Source organism: Pseudarthrobacter sp. NPDC058196, assembly GCF_042882685.1.
Taxonomy (GTDB): Bacteria; Actinomycetota; Actinomycetes; order Actinomycetales; family Micrococcaceae; genus Arthrobacter.
Window position 1 is genome coordinate 221058 of sequence record NZ_JBHVVN010000002.1, and the last position, 17465, is coordinate 238522.

The following is a 17465-nucleotide window of genomic DNA, read 5'->3' on the forward strand; positions in this document are numbered from 1 at the left end:
CTCGCCGCCGACGACTACTGCTGTTCCTCGAGCAGGTACTTCAGGTGAGCGTCGAGCAACTCCTTGATCCGGACGGGATTGGCGGAATACCGGGGTGACCTTCCGTGCCTGCGGCCGGGCTCGACGTCGACCATCACCACCCCAGCTTCCTCAAGCACGGCGAGGTGCTTGGCGACGCTGGGATCGCCAGCGCTGACCGCTGCGACGATATCGCCCCGGGTTGCCGGCCCGCTCGCGGAAAGGAACCGGAGAATTTCATTGCGCGACTTGTTGCCGAACGTCGCGACGGCAGCCTCGACGTCGGCCGACCAGGCCTCGTCATGTGGCTGCGTAATTCTCGGCATAGCGCCATTCTTCCCGAAGAATCCGGAAAAAGTAAGAACAGCACTCTTGACGATACTTTAAGTATCTTCGACAATAATTCGTATAGCTTCTTCTGATCGTTGCTGGGTCTTCAAATCCACACACCGGGGCTGCGTTCCGTGGCCCTGCGAGGTACTTGATCTGAACAGTCAAAGCCGGTGAAGCCATGGAAATCGAATCTGAGGCCTTGAAAACCAAGAGCCAGCCAACGGCTCCTTCTGGGGTGGATGTCTCGCTGCGGAGTTCGCCCCCGCCGCGCGAACTCATCATTCCCATCGACCGGATTCTGGTCGCGGTTTATGGTGTCCACCGCTACGTAGACTCCCGCCTGCGACGAATTGGACGGTCTTGCGATGTAGACGATGTCATGCAGGAGATCCGTGTCGCTGTTTGGGACGGGGTTGCGAAGGGCCGCTACCGGGAGCTTCCAGGAATTCCTTTCGAAGCTTGGGTGCAGGGAGTCTGCAACAAGATCTGTGCTGCCCACATCCGGCGCGAGCTTAGCCATCAAACGCTGCCGTTGCTCGTGGACTTCACGACGACGGAAGGGTCCCCGGAGGTCCTTGCAGTCATCGGCTTCTCAGCCGTATCAGGAAGTGCGGAAGGCTGCATCGATCAGGCATGGGCGCACTCCATGTTGGATCTGGTTCACCGAAGCGTCACTGAGGAAACCTGGAAGCTGGCTATATCCAGCCTTGTCAGCCCGCGGCATTACGGACCGCCGTCTCCTCAGGACCGACGCCGCTGGCACGCCGTCACTGTCGTCCGGCAGACCGCCAAGACACTCAACGCGGCGCTGAACTGCCACCCGGAGGCAGGTGTAGGGCTGGACGGCCTATGCCGATTGGCTGCCAGCTGCCTTCCCACCAAAGTGCTTCGACGGGTTGCGATGTCGATAGTCCGCCCGGGCTTACGTGGACCGGAGAGATCCGCGCAGATGGCTGCCCTAGCGAGTGAGTTAGGCGTTTCGGAAAGGTATATCGCCGTGAATATTGGCTTCGCCCGGCAGCTGTACCGGGCCGCCTGGCGCGTGATCCAGCATGAAGCACATGTGCCGTTTGTGTAGAGCATGGTTTTCAGAATTCAGGGGGAACGATGAGTTCGATGTGGAGGTTTGGCCGCCAACGCTTTTTGGCTGCAGGGCTCGTTGCACTGTTGATGGTCAGCGCAGTCTTCCTGCTTTGTCCCGCCGATTCTGGCGGGGATGCCGTGCCTCGGCCGTCTGCGACGGCGCCGGACGCTGCACCCAAGCCGTCGGATACTTCGTCAGGTCAGAGCCGCCCCTCCGCTGCCCCCACCGAAGTCAGGGTGCCGGCCCAGCCCACTGATGGCGCACTGCCGCGCACTCTGGATCACAGGGCGCTTGCTTCGGCGGCAGCGCAGGGGATTTATACGTGGGACAGTCGGTCGTCGTCGTATTCCGAAATTTATGCCCGGGTGCGGTCCTGGTGGGAGCTTCTCCCGGATGGGTCGAACCCCTTGTCAGCGTTGGTCCGGGAATTTGAGGGGACTGGTCTGACAGCAGGCAGCTTCGCTGTGCTGGCAGAACAGTCCGCACGGCGAAGCGGCGTTGCGCAGACCCTGCGGTGTGACCTTGAGCTGGCCAAGGTCCAGGAGTACCCGGCGCCTTGGGATGGCCTCCACGTGTGCACCGTGACAGTTCAGGTCGTGGACGAGTCGAGTAACAGCCGAAACGCCTTTGTAGCACCGGTCACTGTGATGGTCAACTGTCCGCCGGCGGTCACTGCTCCAGCTGGACGCTGTGCGGTGGTCGGCTTCTATGCGACTGCCGAGCGGATCGTCTACTGATGGCAGCTGTAGCAGCCGCCGCACTTCTCGCACGACGACGGGCATTGCTGAAGGGTGTCTGCGCCGCTGGTGTGGCCGTCTTGCTTGCCGTGTTGATGGCTTTCGTGGGAGGGGTGGTGGTACTAACCGGCATTGGGGGACAACGCACTGTTGCCTGTGCGCCGTCTGGCCCTGGCACAGTGGTCAATGAGACTGGCGCAGGGCTGGAGATCCGGGCCGGTGGTCAGTTGCTTTACGTTCTAACGCCCCGGCAAGAAAACGTCGCAAGGACCTACATCGCCGTGGGCAAACAGCTTGCTTTACCGCGTTCTGGGTACATCATCGCGATCATGATGGCGCTGCAGGAGTCGAGCCTTCGTATGCTTGCCAACCCAGCCGTGCCGGACTCCCTGAACTACCCGAATGACGGCCTTGGTCGGGACCACGACTCTATTGGCTCGGCCCAACAGCGCCCGGCTGCAGGCTGGGGGACAGTACCGGAGCTGATGGACGCCGCCTACAACGCCCGTGCTTTCTATGGCGGACCGGATGGACCAAACGGGGGAAGTCCGCGTGGGCTGCTTGATATCCGCGGCTGGGAGGTGATGGACAAAGGGATGGCCGCGCAGGCGGTTCAGGTTTCGGCTTTCCCCGAGCTTTATGCGCGTTGGGAACCAGCGGCTACTGCGATTGTTTCTGTCCTGGAAACGGACACGGCTCCTGCCGCCTGTGACGATTCCCAGGCAGGGAAGCATCTTGTCGGATCCATACGCAACCTGAGCCAAGTTCGTCAGGACGTTCTGCGATTCACGCAGGAAGGGCTGGGCGGGCGGTATGTCTGGGGCGGTACTGCTTTCAAGGCCTGGGACTGTTCGGGATACGTGCAGTGGATTTACCGGCAGGCGGGAATCGAGCTGCCGCGGGTCGAGCAGTGGCGGGTAGGAGTACGGACTAATGACCCGCAGCCCGGAGATTTAGTGGTTCAGAATCCTCAAGGACCGAACAACTGGGGTCACGTCGGCATTTTCGCCGGGGACGGCATGATGTGGAGCGCATTGAACCCATCAGTAGGGACGCTGTTGCATCCGGTTAGCTGGAATCGCGGTGCGGCCTATTTCGACCTGTTGTCGCGATAAGGCGGACATTGGCAGACCCACCCCACCGCTGTCTCCGGGGACACAATCTGACACGACGTGAGAGCAATCTTAGAGAGACACGAAGATACCCAACGCAATAAAAATCTTCCAACGTGAGCGCCTACTAAAGCACTCTTGACGAACAGATGCTGGATGCCATAAACCGTAGCGACTGACTACAGCAGAAGGAGAGCAGCAATGGCAGCAAAAATCGGGTACATCTAAGCCGATTCCGGCAAGTTTGTCACCGACCAGGTGAACCGGCTAGTCCGCACCTACGAATCCGGCCACGTCAGCGTTCAGGTGTCACGATCGTGGTGCCTGACCAGAGCAGCAAGACTGGCTCCAGGATCATTTACGAGGCGTTTATCCTTCACCCGGCCTAGTCACCATGTCAGCACGGTAGTCTCGTCGTACAGTTCGGTCAGCTTACCGGAGCTGTCTCTCGTCCACGTGACCCCGGAGCTGTCAGTGAATCGTGCATAAGCCGGAAATGGAGCGAAGGACACTTCAAACGATTCTTCGTCCCCAGGAGCCAGAACTTCACGTGTGGAACTCTTCAAGTCGTCTGATTCGCCGACCCTTAGCTCCACCCGGTATATGGGTAGTTGGCTGTCATTGCGCACAAAATAGAAGTGTTTCTCATTGGTCGGGAAGTAGCCACTTACGGCCCTTCTTGCGCTTACAGCAGGAGTCACTTCAGTGCGACTCCCGACGGTCACGCTCACAGCTTGGGCTTTGTGTCTGTCTGCTACTTGCTTGCGGTAGCTGAGAGCGGCAATCAGCAAAGCGCCCGCGGTCAGCAAAGAACCTATGGCAGTCGCCACCGCTCCCCAGAACGTCGATATCGCGCTCAACCACTCGGCCGCGTTGGGCGGTTCCGCAGTCGTTGGGCCTTGCAAGAGACCTGACACGAAAATGACCACGGCAACAATGCCCAGTATGATCGCGGCACTGCTCAGCACCCCCGGCCAGTGCTTCCAATTCCGCAGTTTCCTAATTTGTTTCATGAACTAATTCATACCCCGCTTGATCTTTCTAGCCGGATCATGGGTTTTTAGGGCGATATAAAGCAATTCCAATCTGCTCGTCCGCTTTGGTGTGATGTCGCGTAACTGCCCATTGAAGTGACGAACCCAGCGTTTCCCGGAACTATCGTAAAACTTTGCGCGGCAACCCATGTAGGACGTTTCCCTCAACTGGAAACTTGTTCTGGTTCGGGGAGGCATAGCGGCAACAAAATCTTGGTGAATATCATCGCCGCGGTCGCTGGCAATGAGCATGACCTCGTAGATAGGTAACGGGCTGTCATTTTGCACCATGAACTCTAAAATCTCACCGTTTTGCTTAGTCTTTTGCACCGATACCGTCACTGCTGACGCTTGTGCCCGGTGCTGGTCATTCACTTGCCGGCGGAGAGTGATCGCTCCAACCCAAAGGGCTCCCACCGTGCCGACAGCGGCGGCCGCATCAGAGACGGCGCTAATCCAGTCAGTTACTTCAGTTGTCATAGTTCGTCACTCTGCTTGAGGCGGTATCGAAGGGCCACGTCAGTACCAACCCATGTATGTATGCATGGGGTCGCCAGGTTTCGGCATCTCCCTTGGGTCAAAGCCATCTGGCTCCTTCCCCTTCTCGACCAGCGTCCCTTTTGACGTGCGAATCCAAGCGACTCCAGCACTGTCAGTGAACTCTGCATAGGCGCTGTGGACGTTTGCCCAGTTTTCAAACTGGTGGCCCGGATAGTCACCCACGACTACTTCCTGAGAAAGTGGCTGTGCATCAATAACCCGCCCATCAACATTGATCGCATACAGGTTCATCTTGAAGATCGGCAAGTTGGTGGAGTTTTTGACATCCACAAGAGTTTTGCCATCCGGGAGGCCGCGCTCTACTCGGACGATGATTTTGTCCGTTTGTTCTTTGCGCTTGCGCTCCTCTTCCTGGCGCCTATCTTCCAACTCATCGTGCTTGTCCTGTCGCTGTTTGTCGTACGTGCGGGCCGCGTAGATCACTGCGCCACCAGTCAATAGGGCTCCGGCTGCCTGGCCCACAGCACTTATCCAGTCCGTAACGCTCGGCTTAGGATCGCCGTGTGGTCCGAGCGCGTTGAGACAGATGAGAGCTGCAACGGTCAGCAAAGCGACGCTTATGAGCGTGAGAACCAGCGGCGGTGTGTAGCTTCGCTTGATCGTCCTCAATATCGCACTACTAAGGAATCGTCGAACCATGGCCGTCATTGCTGAGGAATACCGTCCAACTGGCGCCGCTGCCCTTGATTGACGAGCACTTGAACTGCATTGGGATCGGGTTACCTGCCGGAGCGTCAGTGTACGCGCCCACAGTGTCAAAGCTGCCGTCCGAAGCCTTGTAGGTGGACTTAGTCTTGCCGGCCTGAACCGTGGCTGTTGGATGCTTCTTCAACAAACGCTGTTCGCAGACGTAATTGGCATCCTTGGCCTCTTCAGTCCGTTGGTCAACCAGAGCTTTCTCGCCGGCTGCCGCGATCGCTGCCAGCTTAGATTCCTCGGCGATAGCGCTGGCTTTGGCGTCCGCCTCCTGGCCGGCTCGAATCGCTTGTGAGCTGACGGAAACAGCGATGATCGCCAGGAGGACGACGATGGCGGAGCCGATGATGATGAGCAGGTTGCGATTCCCGGACGGCTTGGCGTCTGGCGTGGTTTCGGTGGACATGGGCGGGACTTCTTTCGGATGCGATGTAGCTGGGGTCAGGAGCCCAGCTAGCTTCCCCCAGCAGCGCACCTTTAGTTGAAGGCTATACGACCGAAACTATAAGACGAAGTAAGACACAACAAACCCCGACAAAAACAAGGCACGTTTGGGTCGGGGTTATGCAATTGCATTAGCACTTCAACGCAGGTAAATCCAAATTGCTGTGCATAACTGCTGTTGTCAGGTACTTATAACTAGTATTGACCCCGTAAGCATAATAACTCATAAAGCATATAAGAAAACAGAGCTCACAATACTAATGTCTAAAACACTCCTATTTCAATTCTCCCTTCTGGCGTTCTGCCGCGGAATGAAGTAATAAGCTGGCTCGGCCCGCTCGCTTTCATGTTCGTCCTGGCATTCGACGCGTTGTTGCTGACGGGAGGTAATCTAGATTGCTATAAGCAGATCGGCCAAAAATCACCGACGATTGAACGACAATTTCGTCCTGGTGACAAAATAGTCCTCAACAGCAAGGAATACCTGGGGGCCATCCCCGCCGCCCGTACTGAGGGCCGGAGGGAAGCTGAACTGCGGGACGTAGCGTGGGCGGTCGGCGTAATTGACGAGCTGCCTAATCGGCGGGGCGGCTCACCGCACTGTCGACCCACTGTTCAAAGGCCTGAAGAACAGTATGCGTGACCGATGCAAGGCCATAGCTGGCGTAGACCCCGCACCTCGCTATCCCGTCACCGCCAAGCTAACCGCCCTAGAGGAGGGGGAACGGAGCCAGTGATACTTCACCGAACTGATTGCCTTTGCATGTACTGAGCGAACAAAACATCCTCCAGCTGCCTTTGATTGAGCTTATATATCCCACCTGCCGGGTATACAGAACCACCTAGTGTGCGAATCCAGCCGACCCCCGAATTATCGCGGAACAGAACCAGGGGCAGCCGCGCCTCGTCGCTTTCGTAAACGAACTCCGCACCAGGAAGGACTATGTTTTGCTTGGCAAGAAACTGGGGGCGCTTGTGACGATCCTGGTAGTAGAAGTAGGCCATGTAAATCGGCTCATCGCTGAGATTCTTTATAACGTGTCGTCGGATTGAGGGAACTGGTTCATCCTCGTCATCGTGGAAGGCGACCATGGCCAACGAAAAGGTGTCCGTGCGCTCTGAGGTGTAGACCACCTTCCGAGCCTGAGCCAAGCGCCGTACTTTGGCATCGCGGTATATAACCAAGGCGGTCGCCAGGAACGCAGCGGTAGTACCCAGGCCTCCGACCCAATCGGCGACGGTTCCCCAGGTGTCAGGGTTGAAGTCCATGCCTTAGTCCTTAACTCCCAAATCTTTACGAATGAGGGAACGGAGCTTTACGAACCTAGTGGCGAATTCGTCGGCTGCTTTTTCATAGGCTGCTTCCCGCTCTTCGCCTGCAGGGAAGGATTCGGTGGCGGCGATCATTGCCCTTACGCCGAGGAACAGGGACGTGATTCCCGCGTCTACTTTCTTCGGCACCAGTAGCATAAGCTCATCGCTGCCGAGTTTTGACGCTAGTTCCGGTATCCGGATTGTATCTGAGGATCCAGGGAATTTGTGGGTGTCCTGAATAAGGAGGTCCAGTTCCTGCATCTGAGCCATCAAGGTCGTATAGGCGGCTAATTTGCGGTCGCGGAGCCACTGGGTATGTTCCAAGGATTTCTCGTGCCTGCGCGTAGCTTCTGCGGCATCAGCGCCCGCCCTGATGACCGCATGCGTGTTCCTGCGGTTGAAGAAGCCTGCTATGACTGCGCCGCCGATACCGGCGCTGGCCGTCAGCAGGCCCGTTACCAGCAGCCGTATCGTCTCCTGATCCATGACAAGCAGTCTTGCACGATGAACATGCTCAGCCATGGCAACGGCACCGTGTCAAGTGAGGGCATTCCCGAACATCGGATTGAGCGTGACGGCCGCTCCAGTTTTACCCGGTTCACGATATAGGTGCATCGTCGCGTAATCCGTCGGCATTCAGTCTAAAAATGGCCGTTGTGGGGGCCTATTGTCGGATGCCACTAGAGGCTCATAATGCCCACATGATAAAGCTATTCAATCACGACAAAGTAATAGAACTACGGAACGCCGGTTATACCTTTAAAGAAATTATCGAGCAGCTAGACCTAGTATTTCCGTATGCCTCAAAAGCATTGGCCGTAGATGTGAGCCGTGAGGGCGCCGACAATACGGGTGCAAAATCGTTCAGCCCGCCGATATGGAGTGATGAGGACCCGCCAGCCCTTCTGAACTTTGTCTGGAGTCATTGTGCCTCTGGTGCTTTTGCCATTCATATGAGGGTGATCGCTGGTGGAGTCATGTCGCTTCGTCCCGCAACCTCCATGAACCCGTGAGCTCATTGCTCACTCCATGGAACAAAACGGACGGAGCACCATGTATTTTGCAGCGGTGGACCCGGGGATCACCCCAAACGCGAGCTTTCCCTTCCTGGAATCGCTCAAACAGATTGGCGGCGGCATTCTCGTCGGCGCCTTTATCATCATTGCCATCGTGGCCATCATCGGCGCCGCGATGCTGCTGGCCGGCAAACTTAGCCAGTCTTCACGCCTCGCCTCCGGTGGCGGTGTGATCCTGCTTTGGACGGGACCAGTGGCCGCCATCCTCGGCGGCATCAACGGCTACATCCTCTGGTCGCAGACGGCGTTCCCACTAGGGTTCTGACTCATGCCTGTTGAGTGCGATCTCAACGGATGGTGGCCGCCCGGTTGCGGGCTTGTCTCGCAGGCGAACGACAATGCACTTGGTGCGGTCACCTCACTCTTCGCCAACATCCTTCAGAACATGGCGTCCTGGCTGTGGGCCTTCATCACCGGCGCCTTCGCCGTATCGAACGTCGATGACTCCCAGTGGCTGTCGGTCGAAGGCCTAACCAGCTGGTGGGTCATTGTCATGCTGACCCCGCTGGTCGTCGTCATGATCCTGCAGGTCCTGTCAGGGCTGGTGAGCCAGCAACCGAGGCGCATAGGCCGCGCAATGCTCGGGGGAGCGGCGGCGATTCCCCTTGTTGGCGCTGCCGTCTATCTTGTCCAGCAACTGACGCGAGCCAGCGACCAAGCCGCCGCCGCTCTACTCGAATCGATCGGTTCTGACCCTTACCTGGTGTTCATGAGACTCTTTGGCTTCGAACGGGCACCGGAAGGAGCAGCCCGGGAATGGAACCTGGTCTCACTGGCGCCGGGAACGACCGGCGGCGCACCCGGCGCCGTCGTGGTGACCGTGATGGCAGTCATTGTCGTCTGGATCCTCGCCTTCATCCTCATGTGCTCGATGATCTTCCGGTCTTTTGCTCTCGTCGTTTTGGCCGCCGTCGCTCCTGTTGCCCTCATGCTGCTTCCCTGGGACAAGACAAAATCCTGGGCACGGCGTTGGTGCGAGGTTGTTGTCGCCCTGGTAATCGCAAAACCACTCGCCGCGACAGTCTTAGCCGTGGCGGTGAAGCTCTTTGCGGAGTCCAAGTCCTTTGCGGGTTTGGCCGCCGGTACTGTGGGCATGGCACTCGCGTGCGGCGCACCTCTGATGGCCTCGCGCTTGGTGAGCTTTGCCGGCGGGGAACTGGCTGCTGCGGCACAAACTGCCGGAGGCGGGCACGTCCTGTCCCGCAGCAGCAGTATCGCGGCCCGGCAGATCAGCAGGCAAACCGGCGGACGGTTCACGCTCGCGAGCATGATTAGTCGCTCGGCGATGACCCGGCCAATCAGCTCAAGCCGCAACGTCATCCCGACACAAGTTCTGGCGCCTGCCCGCTCTGGCGGCGCAGGCGGACGTGGCGGCGGCCAGTTGGCCCTGAACTCGGGATCCTCGACTATGGCCCCAAACGCCCTGCAAGGACAAGAACCACCGGGCTTCGTACCCACGGTCCCGCCGAGACACACAGGCGCAGCCCCAGCACCTGCTCCGCATGCACCATCAGGAGAAGCAGAACCGCGAGCGCATCCGAACGCGAGCGCAACTGGCCCATCGCGAATCCAGCCACCGAAACCACATCCACCAAGAATCGACCCTCCGAACGGAGGCAATCCGCATGTCTGAAGACGTACGCGCCCTTGAGTCCGTGAAGTTTCCCAGGTACGAACGCCGGGGATTCTTCCTCGGGCTCAAGTGGTACCAGCTGCTGATCGTTGCCGGGGGAGGCGCGGTCGCCATCGTCGCATCGGCGACCAGCGGTCCGGCTGGCCTGTTCACCTCCGGCCCTATGTGGCTCGGCCTTATGCTGCTCGGGCTCCTTCAGTACTCCCGCATCCCTTACCCGGTTTGGGCAAAACAAATCGCTCTGTACTTCTACCGGGCAGCTGCAGGGCAAACGCGTTTCCTCGTCAGGCCGGCTGCGCCCCAACTTGCCGGAAGGCTCGCTCTCCCCGGCGGGCTGGGCAACCTCGAAATCCGGACAACGGCCAATGGCGAATGCTTCATCGTTGACCGACACGGTAGGGAAGCGGTCGCCGTCCTGCGCTGCAGTACCCGGTCCTTTGCCCTCCTCGACTCGGACGACAAGGCCTGGGCTGTCCAAGCATGGTCACGAGTTCAAGCTGGCATGGCACAACGGCCCGGAGTAGCCCGGATTTCTGTTCAGGATTACACCGTGCCGTACCCGTCGTCTGCGCTCTGGGACTTCTACCGCGACAACGCGCAGCAGTCTCAGGACACGAAGGCAACTTGGGGACAACGCGCCTATGAGGACTTACTGGGTGCCGCCGGGTCGACCATGAGCCATGAGCTGCTGGTGGCGATCGTCCTGGACACGAGCAAGTCTCGACGCCGCATCAAAGAGTCGGGCGGTGGGCTCACCGGCATGGAGCGCGTCCTCCGCCTGGAGGTTGAGGCAATGAAGACATCGCTGGGGACACACAACGTGAAAGTGGAGGAGTGGATCGGCGAACCAGGATTGCTCGGCGTCATCCGTGGCGCCTTCGACCCCGCTGCTGTGCCCTCGGCCAAGACGGCGGTGGCGGCAGGGCCGCCGTCGGACCTCCCACAAAGCAAAAAGACAGACCACCTCCATGGCCATGGTCCCATGGCCGTGGAGGAACACTGGACCTACCTGCGCACCGACAGCGGGTTCCACCAGACTTTCTGGGTCGCCGAATGGCCGCGGCAGAAAGTCTTTCCCGGATTTCTGCATCCCCTGATCTACGTCGGCGAGTTCCGCCACACCTTCACGGAAGTCATCCGGGCGGTTCCAACGGCTGAGGCGCTGCGCGACATCCGTTCCGCGCAGGAAGCGCATGAGACCCGCCGCCGCATCAATGCACGCTTCGACAGGCCACTCACTCGCGAGCAAAAAGCCGAGGAAGAAGAAGTGTTCCAGCGGGAGGAAGAGATTGTCGCCGGCCACGGTGACGTGCGCCCGGCCGCGTACATCACTGTCACTGCAACCTCATTGGAGGACCTCGCACGGCACCGCCAGGAACTGGAGTCCGCTGCCGCTGGAGCGTTCGTCGAGTTGCGCCTTCTCTACGGTCAGCAATGGGCCGCGTTTGTCGCGGGCGGGCTGCCGTTCGGAAGGGGCTTGCGGTGAAACGGGCAACGACGAGCTTCGAGTACCTTCCGTCCGGGAAGAAGCGGAGGGAAGAGAAAGCACGACGGCGGACGTCGCCATCCGCGGCGACCGGGACGAACGCGGCGCCCGCCGACAAACGGATCGATCTCGGGGACCTGCACCTCGCCGGAGACTGGGGCAGCAAGGAGAAGAACTCCCTGCGGGGACCACACCGGCTGCGTCCTGCCCCGCACCGCGCCTCCACCCTGACCTTCGCCGCTGCTTACCCCTTCCTCACCGAGTCCGGCCTGGGCCACGAAGGAACGTACATCGGCACCGACGTCTTCGGCTCCGGTGCCTTCTCCTATGACCCTTGGATCCTCTACGACAAGGGCATCATCAGCGGCCCGTCCATCGTCGTCATCGGGACCGTCGGTACCGGCAAGTCGATGTGCGGCAAGTCGCTGGTTACGCGGTCTATCACCTTGGGGCGGAAGGCAGCTGTCGCCTCCGATCCAAAGGGTGAGTGGGTTGCCGTCGCCAAAGCTGTTGGTGGCAAGGTTATCTCCGTCGGGCCCGGCCGTCCCGCCCGGGTCAATCCGCTCGACGCCGGTCCCCGCCCCACCGCCCTCACCGAGGCGCAGTGGCAGGCAGTGGTGCGGCAACGCCGTCGCTATCTCCTCGTGGCGCTGGTCTCCCTCATGCGGCAGGGCACGCCCCTGCGCCCGGTGGAACATACGGCCTTGGACATCGCCCTGATGGAGACCATGTCGGAGAATTCGAACCCGACCCTGCCCATGGTGCTGGACCACCTGCTGAAGCCATCCAAGGAGATGATCGCACTGGTCGGCGCGGAGGGCGGGACGGCCGTCAGTCACTCCCTGAGGCGCACCGTGTCCGGCGACCTCGAAGGCATGTTCGATGCGCCGTCCACCGTAGCCTTCGATGCCGACGCGTCCATGATGGTGATGGACACATCCGCCCTGATCGGGGCCTCGGAGCAGGCGCTTTCGCTGGCGGCGGCCTGCGGGGCCACTTGGCTGGAGGCGGCCATCACAAATCCCGACGGCGGGAAGCGGCTCGTGGTGTACGACGAGGGGTGGCGGATGCTCGCCGATCCGTACATGTTGGCGAAGATGAGCGAGCAGTGGCGGCTGGCCCGAACGTACGGGATCGCGAACCTGTTGATCATGCACAAGGTGGCTGACTTGAACGAGATCGGCGACAGCACCAGTGGGCACCGGCAGAAGGCCTTGGGTCTGCTGACGGAGGCTGATACACGGATCATCTACCGCCAGAAGCACGACGCGATGCGCCTGACCAAGGAAGCTCTCGGCCTGACCGAAGCTGAGTGCGAGCACGTCGAGAACCTTCCCAAGGGCGTCGGGCTCTGGAAAGTCGGAAACCGCTCCTTCATTGTCGCCAACCGCGTGACAACTGACGAGCTGGCCGTATTCGGCACTGATGACAGGATGCTGTGAGGCGGCCAGGCAGCTCAAGGGCTGCAAGCGACAATCCACTAGTGACCGCTGGCCTGGTTGGGGCGGCGGCCTATGTCTGCCTATGCGCGGTAGTTCAAGCTGCCGGCCACCTGGTTGCCTCTTGGCGCTGCGGCACCACGCCGCCGTCGCCCTTCAACCCGGGCGCCGCAGTCGGACTTCTGGCCAACCGGATGGACTGGATAGTGGTGTCGAGCCCCGGTTGTCTAATCGGCACTGATGCTGTTTGGTGGCTTCTTGCGCCTGTACTGCTCCTGGTGGGCGCGCTCGCCGCTGGCGCCGTTATTGCCTGGCGGCGTTGGAAGCAATCAGGCGGGTGGCTGCGTCAGGATATCCTGAACCGCGACGGCGTTGCCCGCCGGGCCGAAATCCTCCACGACTTCGGGGCAAGGGCAGTGCGTAAGCGGGGCAAGTTCACGCGTCCCGGACTTGTGAATCCTTCAGTGCAGGACGTGTCGTGGACCCTGGGGCGTTCCCGCGGTGTCACCGTTCATGTCTCCACGGAGGAGTCGATGGTGATCCAGGGTGCGCCACGGTCCGGCAAGGGCTTATACGTGGTCATCAACGCCATTCTGGATGCACCAGGTGCCGTCGTCACGACATCCACTCGGGCGGACAACCTGGTGGTGACGATGAAGGCCCGGGCCTCGGATGGGCGTCCCGTGACCGTCTTCGACCCTCAGGGCATGTCGGGGATACCGACGTCGCTTCGCTGGTCGCCTGTGCGTGGATGTGAAGATCCGGATATCGCGACCCGGCGGGCGTTGGTCATTACCGCGGACACCGAGATGAAGGGTGAGAACGCGGCGTGGCAGAAGCGCTCGCTGATAGTCCTTCAATGTCTGCTTCACGCTGCGGCGCTGTGCGGTGAGGGAGTGGCGGCATTCCGACGCTGGTCTTCCAGTCCAGTCCTGGCGCGGGAAGCGCTTGAGGTGCTGGGCCAGCCTGGTGCCGCGCTGGGTTGGCAGGCCGACCTGATGGGCATCCTGGAGGACGATCCGCGGAATACATCGAACTCTTGGATCGGTGTTTCGGCGGCGGTGGCACCGCTGTCATCGCCCAAGGTATTGGCTGCGCTGAATCCGCAGGATGAGTCTGAGGAATTCGAGCCGAAAGCATTCATTCGGGAACGGGGAACGCTGTATCTCATCGGCACCCGGGCGGGAGCCGCGGCTGCGGGGCCATACCTTTCGGCGCTGATCGATGACATCGACAACGCGGCCCGGGAGATGGCCTTCGTGTCACCCGGCGGGCGGCTGGAACCGCCGCTTTCCTTGATCCTGGACGAGATCGCGAATCTCGCCCCTTGGCCCGGGCTTCCTGTGGCATTGTCCGACGGCGGCGGCATCGGGATCTCGACGCTCGTCGTCTTGCAGTCGTTGTCCCAGGCCCGTTCAGGGTGGTCAATCGACGAGGCATCGACCATCTGGGACTCGGCCATCATCAAAGTCATCTTCGGCGGCGGATCGGACGAACGCGACCTGCGCTCGCTAGCCGGGTTGCTGGGGGAGCGTAGCCTCACCCTGACCACCCGGTCTTGGTCTTCTGCAGGCAGGCAGGACGGGGAGCAAATACGCGAAAGTCCGGTGATCGCTCTGGACGAGATCCGGCGCCTGCCCGCTGGCACGGCGCTCATGCTGGGCCGGCGCACGCGGCCCATCCTGCTGGACCTGCTGGGGTGGCATAAGCGGAAGGACGCCGGGGAGTTGCGCCGCCTGAAAGCGGAGATGGAGCGCGTCTTGGCCGACGGGCACAGGGAGCGTCAGCAGAAGGCGGAAGGAGCGCCCGATGCGCAGCCATGACGAGACCGAGGAGTTCGATATCCCGTCCGCCGGCTCCTTTGGGGACGATGAAATCACCGCGCAGCTATTTCGATCCGCCTTTGGTGGAGCTGCCGCCCACAAGAGCGTGACGCGCCGGTGGCGGGACATGACGCCCGAACAGTCCCAGGAAGTCTGGGGTGCCCTATTCGCTTGGGTGCGGTGGCTGGTGGCTACTTACCAACTGACGACTTCGGTTGTTCCGGATTGCTGGTGGCGTCACCCCGAGATTGTGGCTGAGCTGTACGCGCTGCACCGCGCGGAGCTCGCCTCCTACACCCAGGATGACCGGGGCTTTGGCCCGCTGGCATTTCACGAAAGGCTCCCGCACGCCGTCGAACGCCTGCGGATGCACACCAGGACTGCCGGATGCGTGGGGCTGCAGGCGCACAAGGAGCCCGCGCCCCGAATCCTGGCGAACGACGATCCTGCCTTAGTTGAGTGGCGCAAGGCTGCCCATCAGCTGGTCGCCGACTTCTAGTCATGCCGCTCCTGCAGCGCTCAACCATGAACGGGTGTCTGCGCAGCAACGCTGCGGTCCAAGAAGCATGAAGGGTGGCTGTCGTGGCCGCTATACCTGAAGTTCCTCCCAGCAACCTGCCCGACTCGAGTTCCCCAGTAGCCGGGCAGGGCGCTCGCCGCTTGGCGCCCGAGGAGCGGATCGCCGCACTGATGGACGGGCTGCACTCGATCCTGGTGGAGGCTGTCGAGTCACCTTCACAATGGCAGGTTCTGCTCGATGCATCAGCCAATCTGTGGCGGTACTCCGGTGGCAACGTCGCCTTGCTGATGATGCAGATGGCGCAGCGCGGGACTGATGAGCCGACTCTCGTCGCGGGTTACAAGGAGTGGGAACGCCACGGACGCACTGTGCTTAAGGGCGAGCATGCGCTGTGGGTAATTGCACCACGGACTGCCCGTGTGCAGCAGATGCTCCTGCCCGACGGTACACACCAGCGCATTCCGCTGGGCGACAAGCTTCCCAAGGGCGCAATCGACGAGGGGAAGAAGACCCTCATCACGGGTTGGCGCGGGCAAGCCGTCTTCGATGTCTCGCAAACTCAGGGCACTCCGTTCCTGGTTCCCAAGCCCGGACCGGCTTCGTCCGCGGATGCGCCGCAGCTGTGGGAGCCCCTGACTCAGGTTGCTCGCGCGCACGGATTCTCGATCCACATCACGGACGCGCAGTTTGGCCTCACGAGCGGTTTCACCGACTTCTCTCAGCGGCAAGTGCAGGTGGGCGGCTGGCTCAACGCGGAGGAACGTGTCGCCGTGCTGGCGCATGAGCTCGGCCATGTTTTGCTTCACGGGCCCGACGACAAAGTAGGAAGGCTGTACGGGAGCAGCATGGACCACCGCGGCCTTGCTGAAGTCGAGGCGGAGTCAGTCGCATACACGGTGCTGAAGGCCCATGGGATTGACCGCGGTCCGCAATCGGCAAGCTACCTTTCGGGCTGGGCTGACGCAGTCATTGAAGCGGAACACTCAGCGCGTGCGCGGGACGGTTCCCCGAAACAGCCCGCTTTGAGGGTGGACATCGCGAAGTCAGTCTTGGGCCGCGTTACGGCGGCAGGCAAGGACATCCTCGAAGTCACGGATCCTCCAGGCTTCGGTGGGAAAGTCCCCGCCGTCGACGTCTCACCGCGAGTGCAAGGCCAGGATCCGTACGTTGGCCCGCAGCTACCAGGCGGGCCATCCCGTGGCTTGGAAATATCGGGTCCGTAAGCGATCCAAGAGATGTTGGACGGGAGAGCCCCGTCTGCAAAAGAAAGGGCAGCACACATGAATACCAAAATCCCTGTCAACATCGCCGGTAACCTCGTCGCAGACCCTGAGCTCACCTATGGTGAGTCCGGTGTCGCTCACGCGAAGCTTCGGGTCGCTGTGAACCAGCGCATTCAAGGCGCAGACGGAAACTGGCACGACGGCGAACCCGTGTTTCACAACGTCTCCGCGTTCCGGGCGCTCGCAGAAAATGCCTCAAACTCCCTGAAGAAGGGCGACCCGGTCACCGTGTCGGGTGAACTTGAGTTCCGCGCGTTCGAAAAGGATGGCGAGAAGCGGGAAGCCCGCCGAATTGTTGCCGACACCATTGGTCCAGACCTTCGGTTCGGCACGGCGTCCTATCAGCGCTCACCGCGTGTGGCTGCGGGTCCGGAGGCTGGGTTCGACGACGGGGTGCAAGCGACGCCGGAAGCGGCGCAGCCCGCCTACAGCATCGCTACGAAAGGGTCGGTGGCCGTGCCCCCTTTAGGCGGGCCGGCGCGAGCTGACATCAGTATGTAGCTGTTTAGTGCTGGACCTTGATGGCCTGTTCCTCAATTGGATCAGGCCATCACTGTTTAAAGGTGCCCCCCGTTCACTAAGACGCCTTCGCTGGCAAAGGCTTGGTTTTCGATGGCGTTGGTCAGGTTCCTTCCAGCCGATATGCCGCAGGTGCCGGACAAGAACCGTTTGCACTCTTTTAAGACAGGCGAAGGAACTGTCCAGGCTTCACCTGTACCAGGATCGGCAGCGCGAGCTGCACCGGCGAAGCCCCGACCGGTTCGTCGAGCAGGTCGTTGATCGACATCTGCCCTTTCAGCTCCCCCGAGGGGTCTCGTTCCACGCCCATGAATTTAGGCACGACCAGAGGCCGTCGGCATCTTTGCTATGCG

General features: G+C 60.7%; 19 protein-coding genes. 11 read left to right on the plus strand and 8 right to left on the minus strand.

Annotated features, from left to right (window positions below; all coding sequences use genetic code 11):
• Positions 1–14: 14 nt before the first annotated feature.
• On the minus strand, positions 15–344 hold the full coding sequence (locus tag ACFVVC_RS03760) for an ArsR/SmtB family transcription factor (RefSeq protein ID WP_387449381.1): 330 nt from the start codon (positions 342–344) through the stop codon (positions 15–17).
• A gap of 185 nt (positions 345–529) precedes the next feature.
• On the opposite strand from ACFVVC_RS03760, the gene ACFVVC_RS03765 reads away from it, so the two are divergent.
• Complete coding sequence (locus tag ACFVVC_RS03765; RefSeq protein ID WP_387449384.1) at positions 530–1429, plus strand: hypothetical protein; 900 nt, start codon at positions 530–532, stop codon at positions 1427–1429.
• 742 nt (positions 1430–2171) lie between these two features.
• Positions 2172–3287: a C40 family peptidase gene (locus tag ACFVVC_RS03770; RefSeq protein WP_387449386.1), complete on the plus strand. Its 1116-nt coding sequence runs from the start codon at positions 2172–2174 to the stop codon at positions 3285–3287.
• A 386-nt stretch (positions 3288–3673) separates the two neighbouring features.
• Here ACFVVC_RS03770 and ACFVVC_RS03775 read toward each other — a convergent pair whose 3' ends face one another.
• The 6 genes from ACFVVC_RS03775 to ACFVVC_RS03800 all read right to left on the minus strand — a co-directional run bounded on the left by ACFVVC_RS03775 (position 3674) and on the right by ACFVVC_RS03800 (position 7819).
• Positions 3674–4297 carry a hypothetical protein gene (locus ACFVVC_RS03775; RefSeq protein ID WP_387449389.1) on the minus strand — a complete coding sequence of 208 codons (624 nt, stop codon included), beginning with the start codon at positions 4295–4297 and terminating at the stop codon, positions 3674–3676.
• A 3-nt stretch (positions 4298–4300) separates the two neighbouring features.
• Entirely contained in the window at positions 4301–4798 is a 498-nt protein-coding gene (locus ACFVVC_RS03780) for a hypothetical protein (protein ID WP_387449392.1), read from the minus strand.
• A gap of 39 nt (positions 4799–4837) precedes the next feature.
• The gene (locus ACFVVC_RS03785) at positions 4838–5488 is read right to left on the minus strand and encodes a hypothetical protein (RefSeq protein ID WP_387449395.1); all 651 of its coding nucleotides are present in this window, start codon (positions 5486–5488) and stop codon (positions 4838–4840) included.
• A gap of 10 nt (positions 5489–5498) precedes the next feature.
• Complete coding sequence (locus ACFVVC_RS03790; protein ID WP_387449397.1) at positions 5499–5981, minus strand: hypothetical protein; 483 nt, start codon at positions 5979–5981, stop codon at positions 5499–5501.
• Positions 5982–6760: 779 nt separating this feature from the next.
• Positions 6761–7288 carry a hypothetical protein gene (locus ACFVVC_RS03795; protein ID WP_387449400.1) on the minus strand — a complete coding sequence of 176 codons (528 nt, stop codon included), beginning with the start codon at positions 7286–7288 and terminating at the stop codon, positions 6761–6763.
• Positions 7289–7291: 3 nt separating this feature from the next.
• On the minus strand, positions 7292–7819 hold the full coding sequence (locus ACFVVC_RS03800) for a hypothetical protein (protein WP_387449403.1): 528 nt from the start codon (positions 7817–7819) through the stop codon (positions 7292–7294).
• Positions 7820–8034: 215 nt separating this feature from the next.
• Between ACFVVC_RS03800 and ACFVVC_RS03805 the strand changes: the two genes are divergently transcribed.
• The 9 genes from ACFVVC_RS03805 (at position 8035) to ACFVVC_RS03845 (ending at position 17094) form a co-directional block, all read left to right on the plus strand.
• The gene (locus tag ACFVVC_RS03805) at positions 8035–8346 is read left to right on the plus strand and encodes a hypothetical protein (protein WP_387449405.1); all 312 of its coding nucleotides are present in this window, start codon (positions 8035–8037) and stop codon (positions 8344–8346) included.
• Positions 8347–8386: 40 nt separating this feature from the next.
• Positions 8387–8674 carry a hypothetical protein gene (locus ACFVVC_RS03810; protein WP_056393728.1) on the plus strand — a complete coding sequence of 96 codons (288 nt, stop codon included), beginning with the start codon at positions 8387–8389 and terminating at the stop codon, positions 8672–8674.
• A 3-nt stretch (positions 8675–8677) separates the two neighbouring features.
• The gene (locus ACFVVC_RS03815; protein ID WP_387449409.1) at positions 8678–10042 is read left to right on the plus strand and encodes a type IV secretion system protein; all 1365 of its coding nucleotides are present in this window, start codon (positions 8678–8680) and stop codon (positions 10040–10042) included.
• Positions 10035–11528, plus strand: coding sequence for an SCO6880 family protein (locus tag ACFVVC_RS03820; protein ID WP_387449411.1), 1494 nt, complete (start codon positions 10035–10037; stop codon positions 11526–11528). The genes ACFVVC_RS03815 and ACFVVC_RS03820 overlap by 8 nt, the downstream gene beginning before the upstream one ends.
• The gene (locus ACFVVC_RS03825; RefSeq protein WP_387449413.1) at positions 11525–12970 is read left to right on the plus strand and encodes an ATP-binding protein; all 1446 of its coding nucleotides are present in this window, start codon (positions 11525–11527) and stop codon (positions 12968–12970) included. The genes ACFVVC_RS03820 and ACFVVC_RS03825 overlap by 4 nt, the downstream gene beginning before the upstream one ends.
• Before the next feature lie 275 nt (positions 12971–13245).
• On the plus strand, positions 13246–14790 hold the full coding sequence (locus tag ACFVVC_RS03830; protein ID WP_387449416.1) for a type IV secretory system conjugative DNA transfer family protein: 1545 nt from the start codon (positions 13246–13248) through the stop codon (positions 14788–14790).
• Positions 14777–15289, plus strand: coding sequence for a hypothetical protein (locus ACFVVC_RS03835; protein WP_387449419.1), 513 nt, complete (start codon positions 14777–14779; stop codon positions 15287–15289). The genes ACFVVC_RS03830 and ACFVVC_RS03835 overlap by 14 nt, the downstream gene beginning before the upstream one ends.
• Positions 15290–15450: 161 nt before the next feature.
• Positions 15451–16533 carry an ArdC-like ssDNA-binding domain-containing protein gene (locus tag ACFVVC_RS03840; protein WP_387449422.1) on the plus strand — a complete coding sequence of 361 codons (1083 nt, stop codon included), beginning with the start codon at positions 15451–15453 and terminating at the stop codon, positions 16531–16533.
• Positions 16534–16590: 57 nt separating this feature from the next.
• The gene (locus ACFVVC_RS03845) at positions 16591–17094 is read left to right on the plus strand and encodes a single-stranded DNA-binding protein (RefSeq protein ID WP_387449425.1); all 504 of its coding nucleotides are present in this window, start codon (positions 16591–16593) and stop codon (positions 17092–17094) included.
• 178 nt (positions 17095–17272) lie between these two features.
• Here the strand turns inward: ACFVVC_RS03845 and ACFVVC_RS03850 are convergent, their stop codons facing one another.
• The gene (locus ACFVVC_RS03850) at positions 17273–17416 is read right to left on the minus strand and encodes a hypothetical protein (protein ID WP_387449428.1); all 144 of its coding nucleotides are present in this window, start codon (positions 17414–17416) and stop codon (positions 17273–17275) included.
• Positions 17417–17465: the final 49 nt, after the last annotated feature.

Coding starts and splice junctions, on each gene's coding strand:
- ACFVVC_RS03760 (WP_387449381.1), bottom strand. CDS start 344: ATGCCGAGAATTACGCAGCCACATGACGAGGCCTGGTCGGCCGACGTC.
- ACFVVC_RS03765 (WP_387449384.1), top strand. CDS start 530: ATGGAAATCGAATCTGAGGCCTTGAAAACCAAGAGCCAGCCAACGGCT.
- ACFVVC_RS03770 (WP_387449386.1), top strand. CDS start 2,172: ATGGCAGCTGTAGCAGCCGCCGCACTTCTCGCACGACGACGGGCATTG.
- ACFVVC_RS03775 (WP_387449389.1), bottom strand. CDS start 4,297: ATGAAACAAATTAGGAAACTGCGGAATTGGAAGCACTGGCCGGGGGTG.
- ACFVVC_RS03780 (WP_387449392.1), bottom strand. CDS start 4,798: ATGACAACTGAAGTAACTGACTGGATTAGCGCCGTCTCTGATGCGGCC.
- ACFVVC_RS03790 (WP_387449397.1), bottom strand. CDS start 5,981: ATGTCCACCGAAACCACGCCAGACGCCAAGCCGTCCGGGAATCGCAAC.
- ACFVVC_RS03795 (WP_387449400.1), bottom strand. CDS start 7,288: ATGGACTTCAACCCTGACACCTGGGGAACCGTCGCCGATTGGGTCGGA.
- ACFVVC_RS03800 (WP_387449403.1), bottom strand. CDS start 7,819: ATGGATCAGGAGACGATACGGCTGCTGGTAACGGGCCTGCTGACGGCC.
- ACFVVC_RS03805 (WP_387449405.1), top strand. CDS start 8,035: ATGATAAAGCTATTCAATCACGACAAAGTAATAGAACTACGGAACGCC.
- ACFVVC_RS03810 (WP_056393728.1), top strand. CDS start 8,387: ATGTATTTTGCAGCGGTGGACCCGGGGATCACCCCAAACGCGAGCTTT.
- ACFVVC_RS03815 (WP_387449409.1), top strand. CDS start 8,678: ATGCCTGTTGAGTGCGATCTCAACGGATGGTGGCCGCCCGGTTGCGGG.
- ACFVVC_RS03820 (WP_387449411.1), top strand. CDS start 10,035: ATGTCTGAAGACGTACGCGCCCTTGAGTCCGTGAAGTTTCCCAGGTAC.
- ACFVVC_RS03835 (WP_387449419.1), top strand. CDS start 14,777: ATGCGCAGCCATGACGAGACCGAGGAGTTCGATATCCCGTCCGCCGGC.
- ACFVVC_RS03845 (WP_387449425.1), top strand. CDS start 16,591: ATGAATACCAAAATCCCTGTCAACATCGCCGGTAACCTCGTCGCAGAC.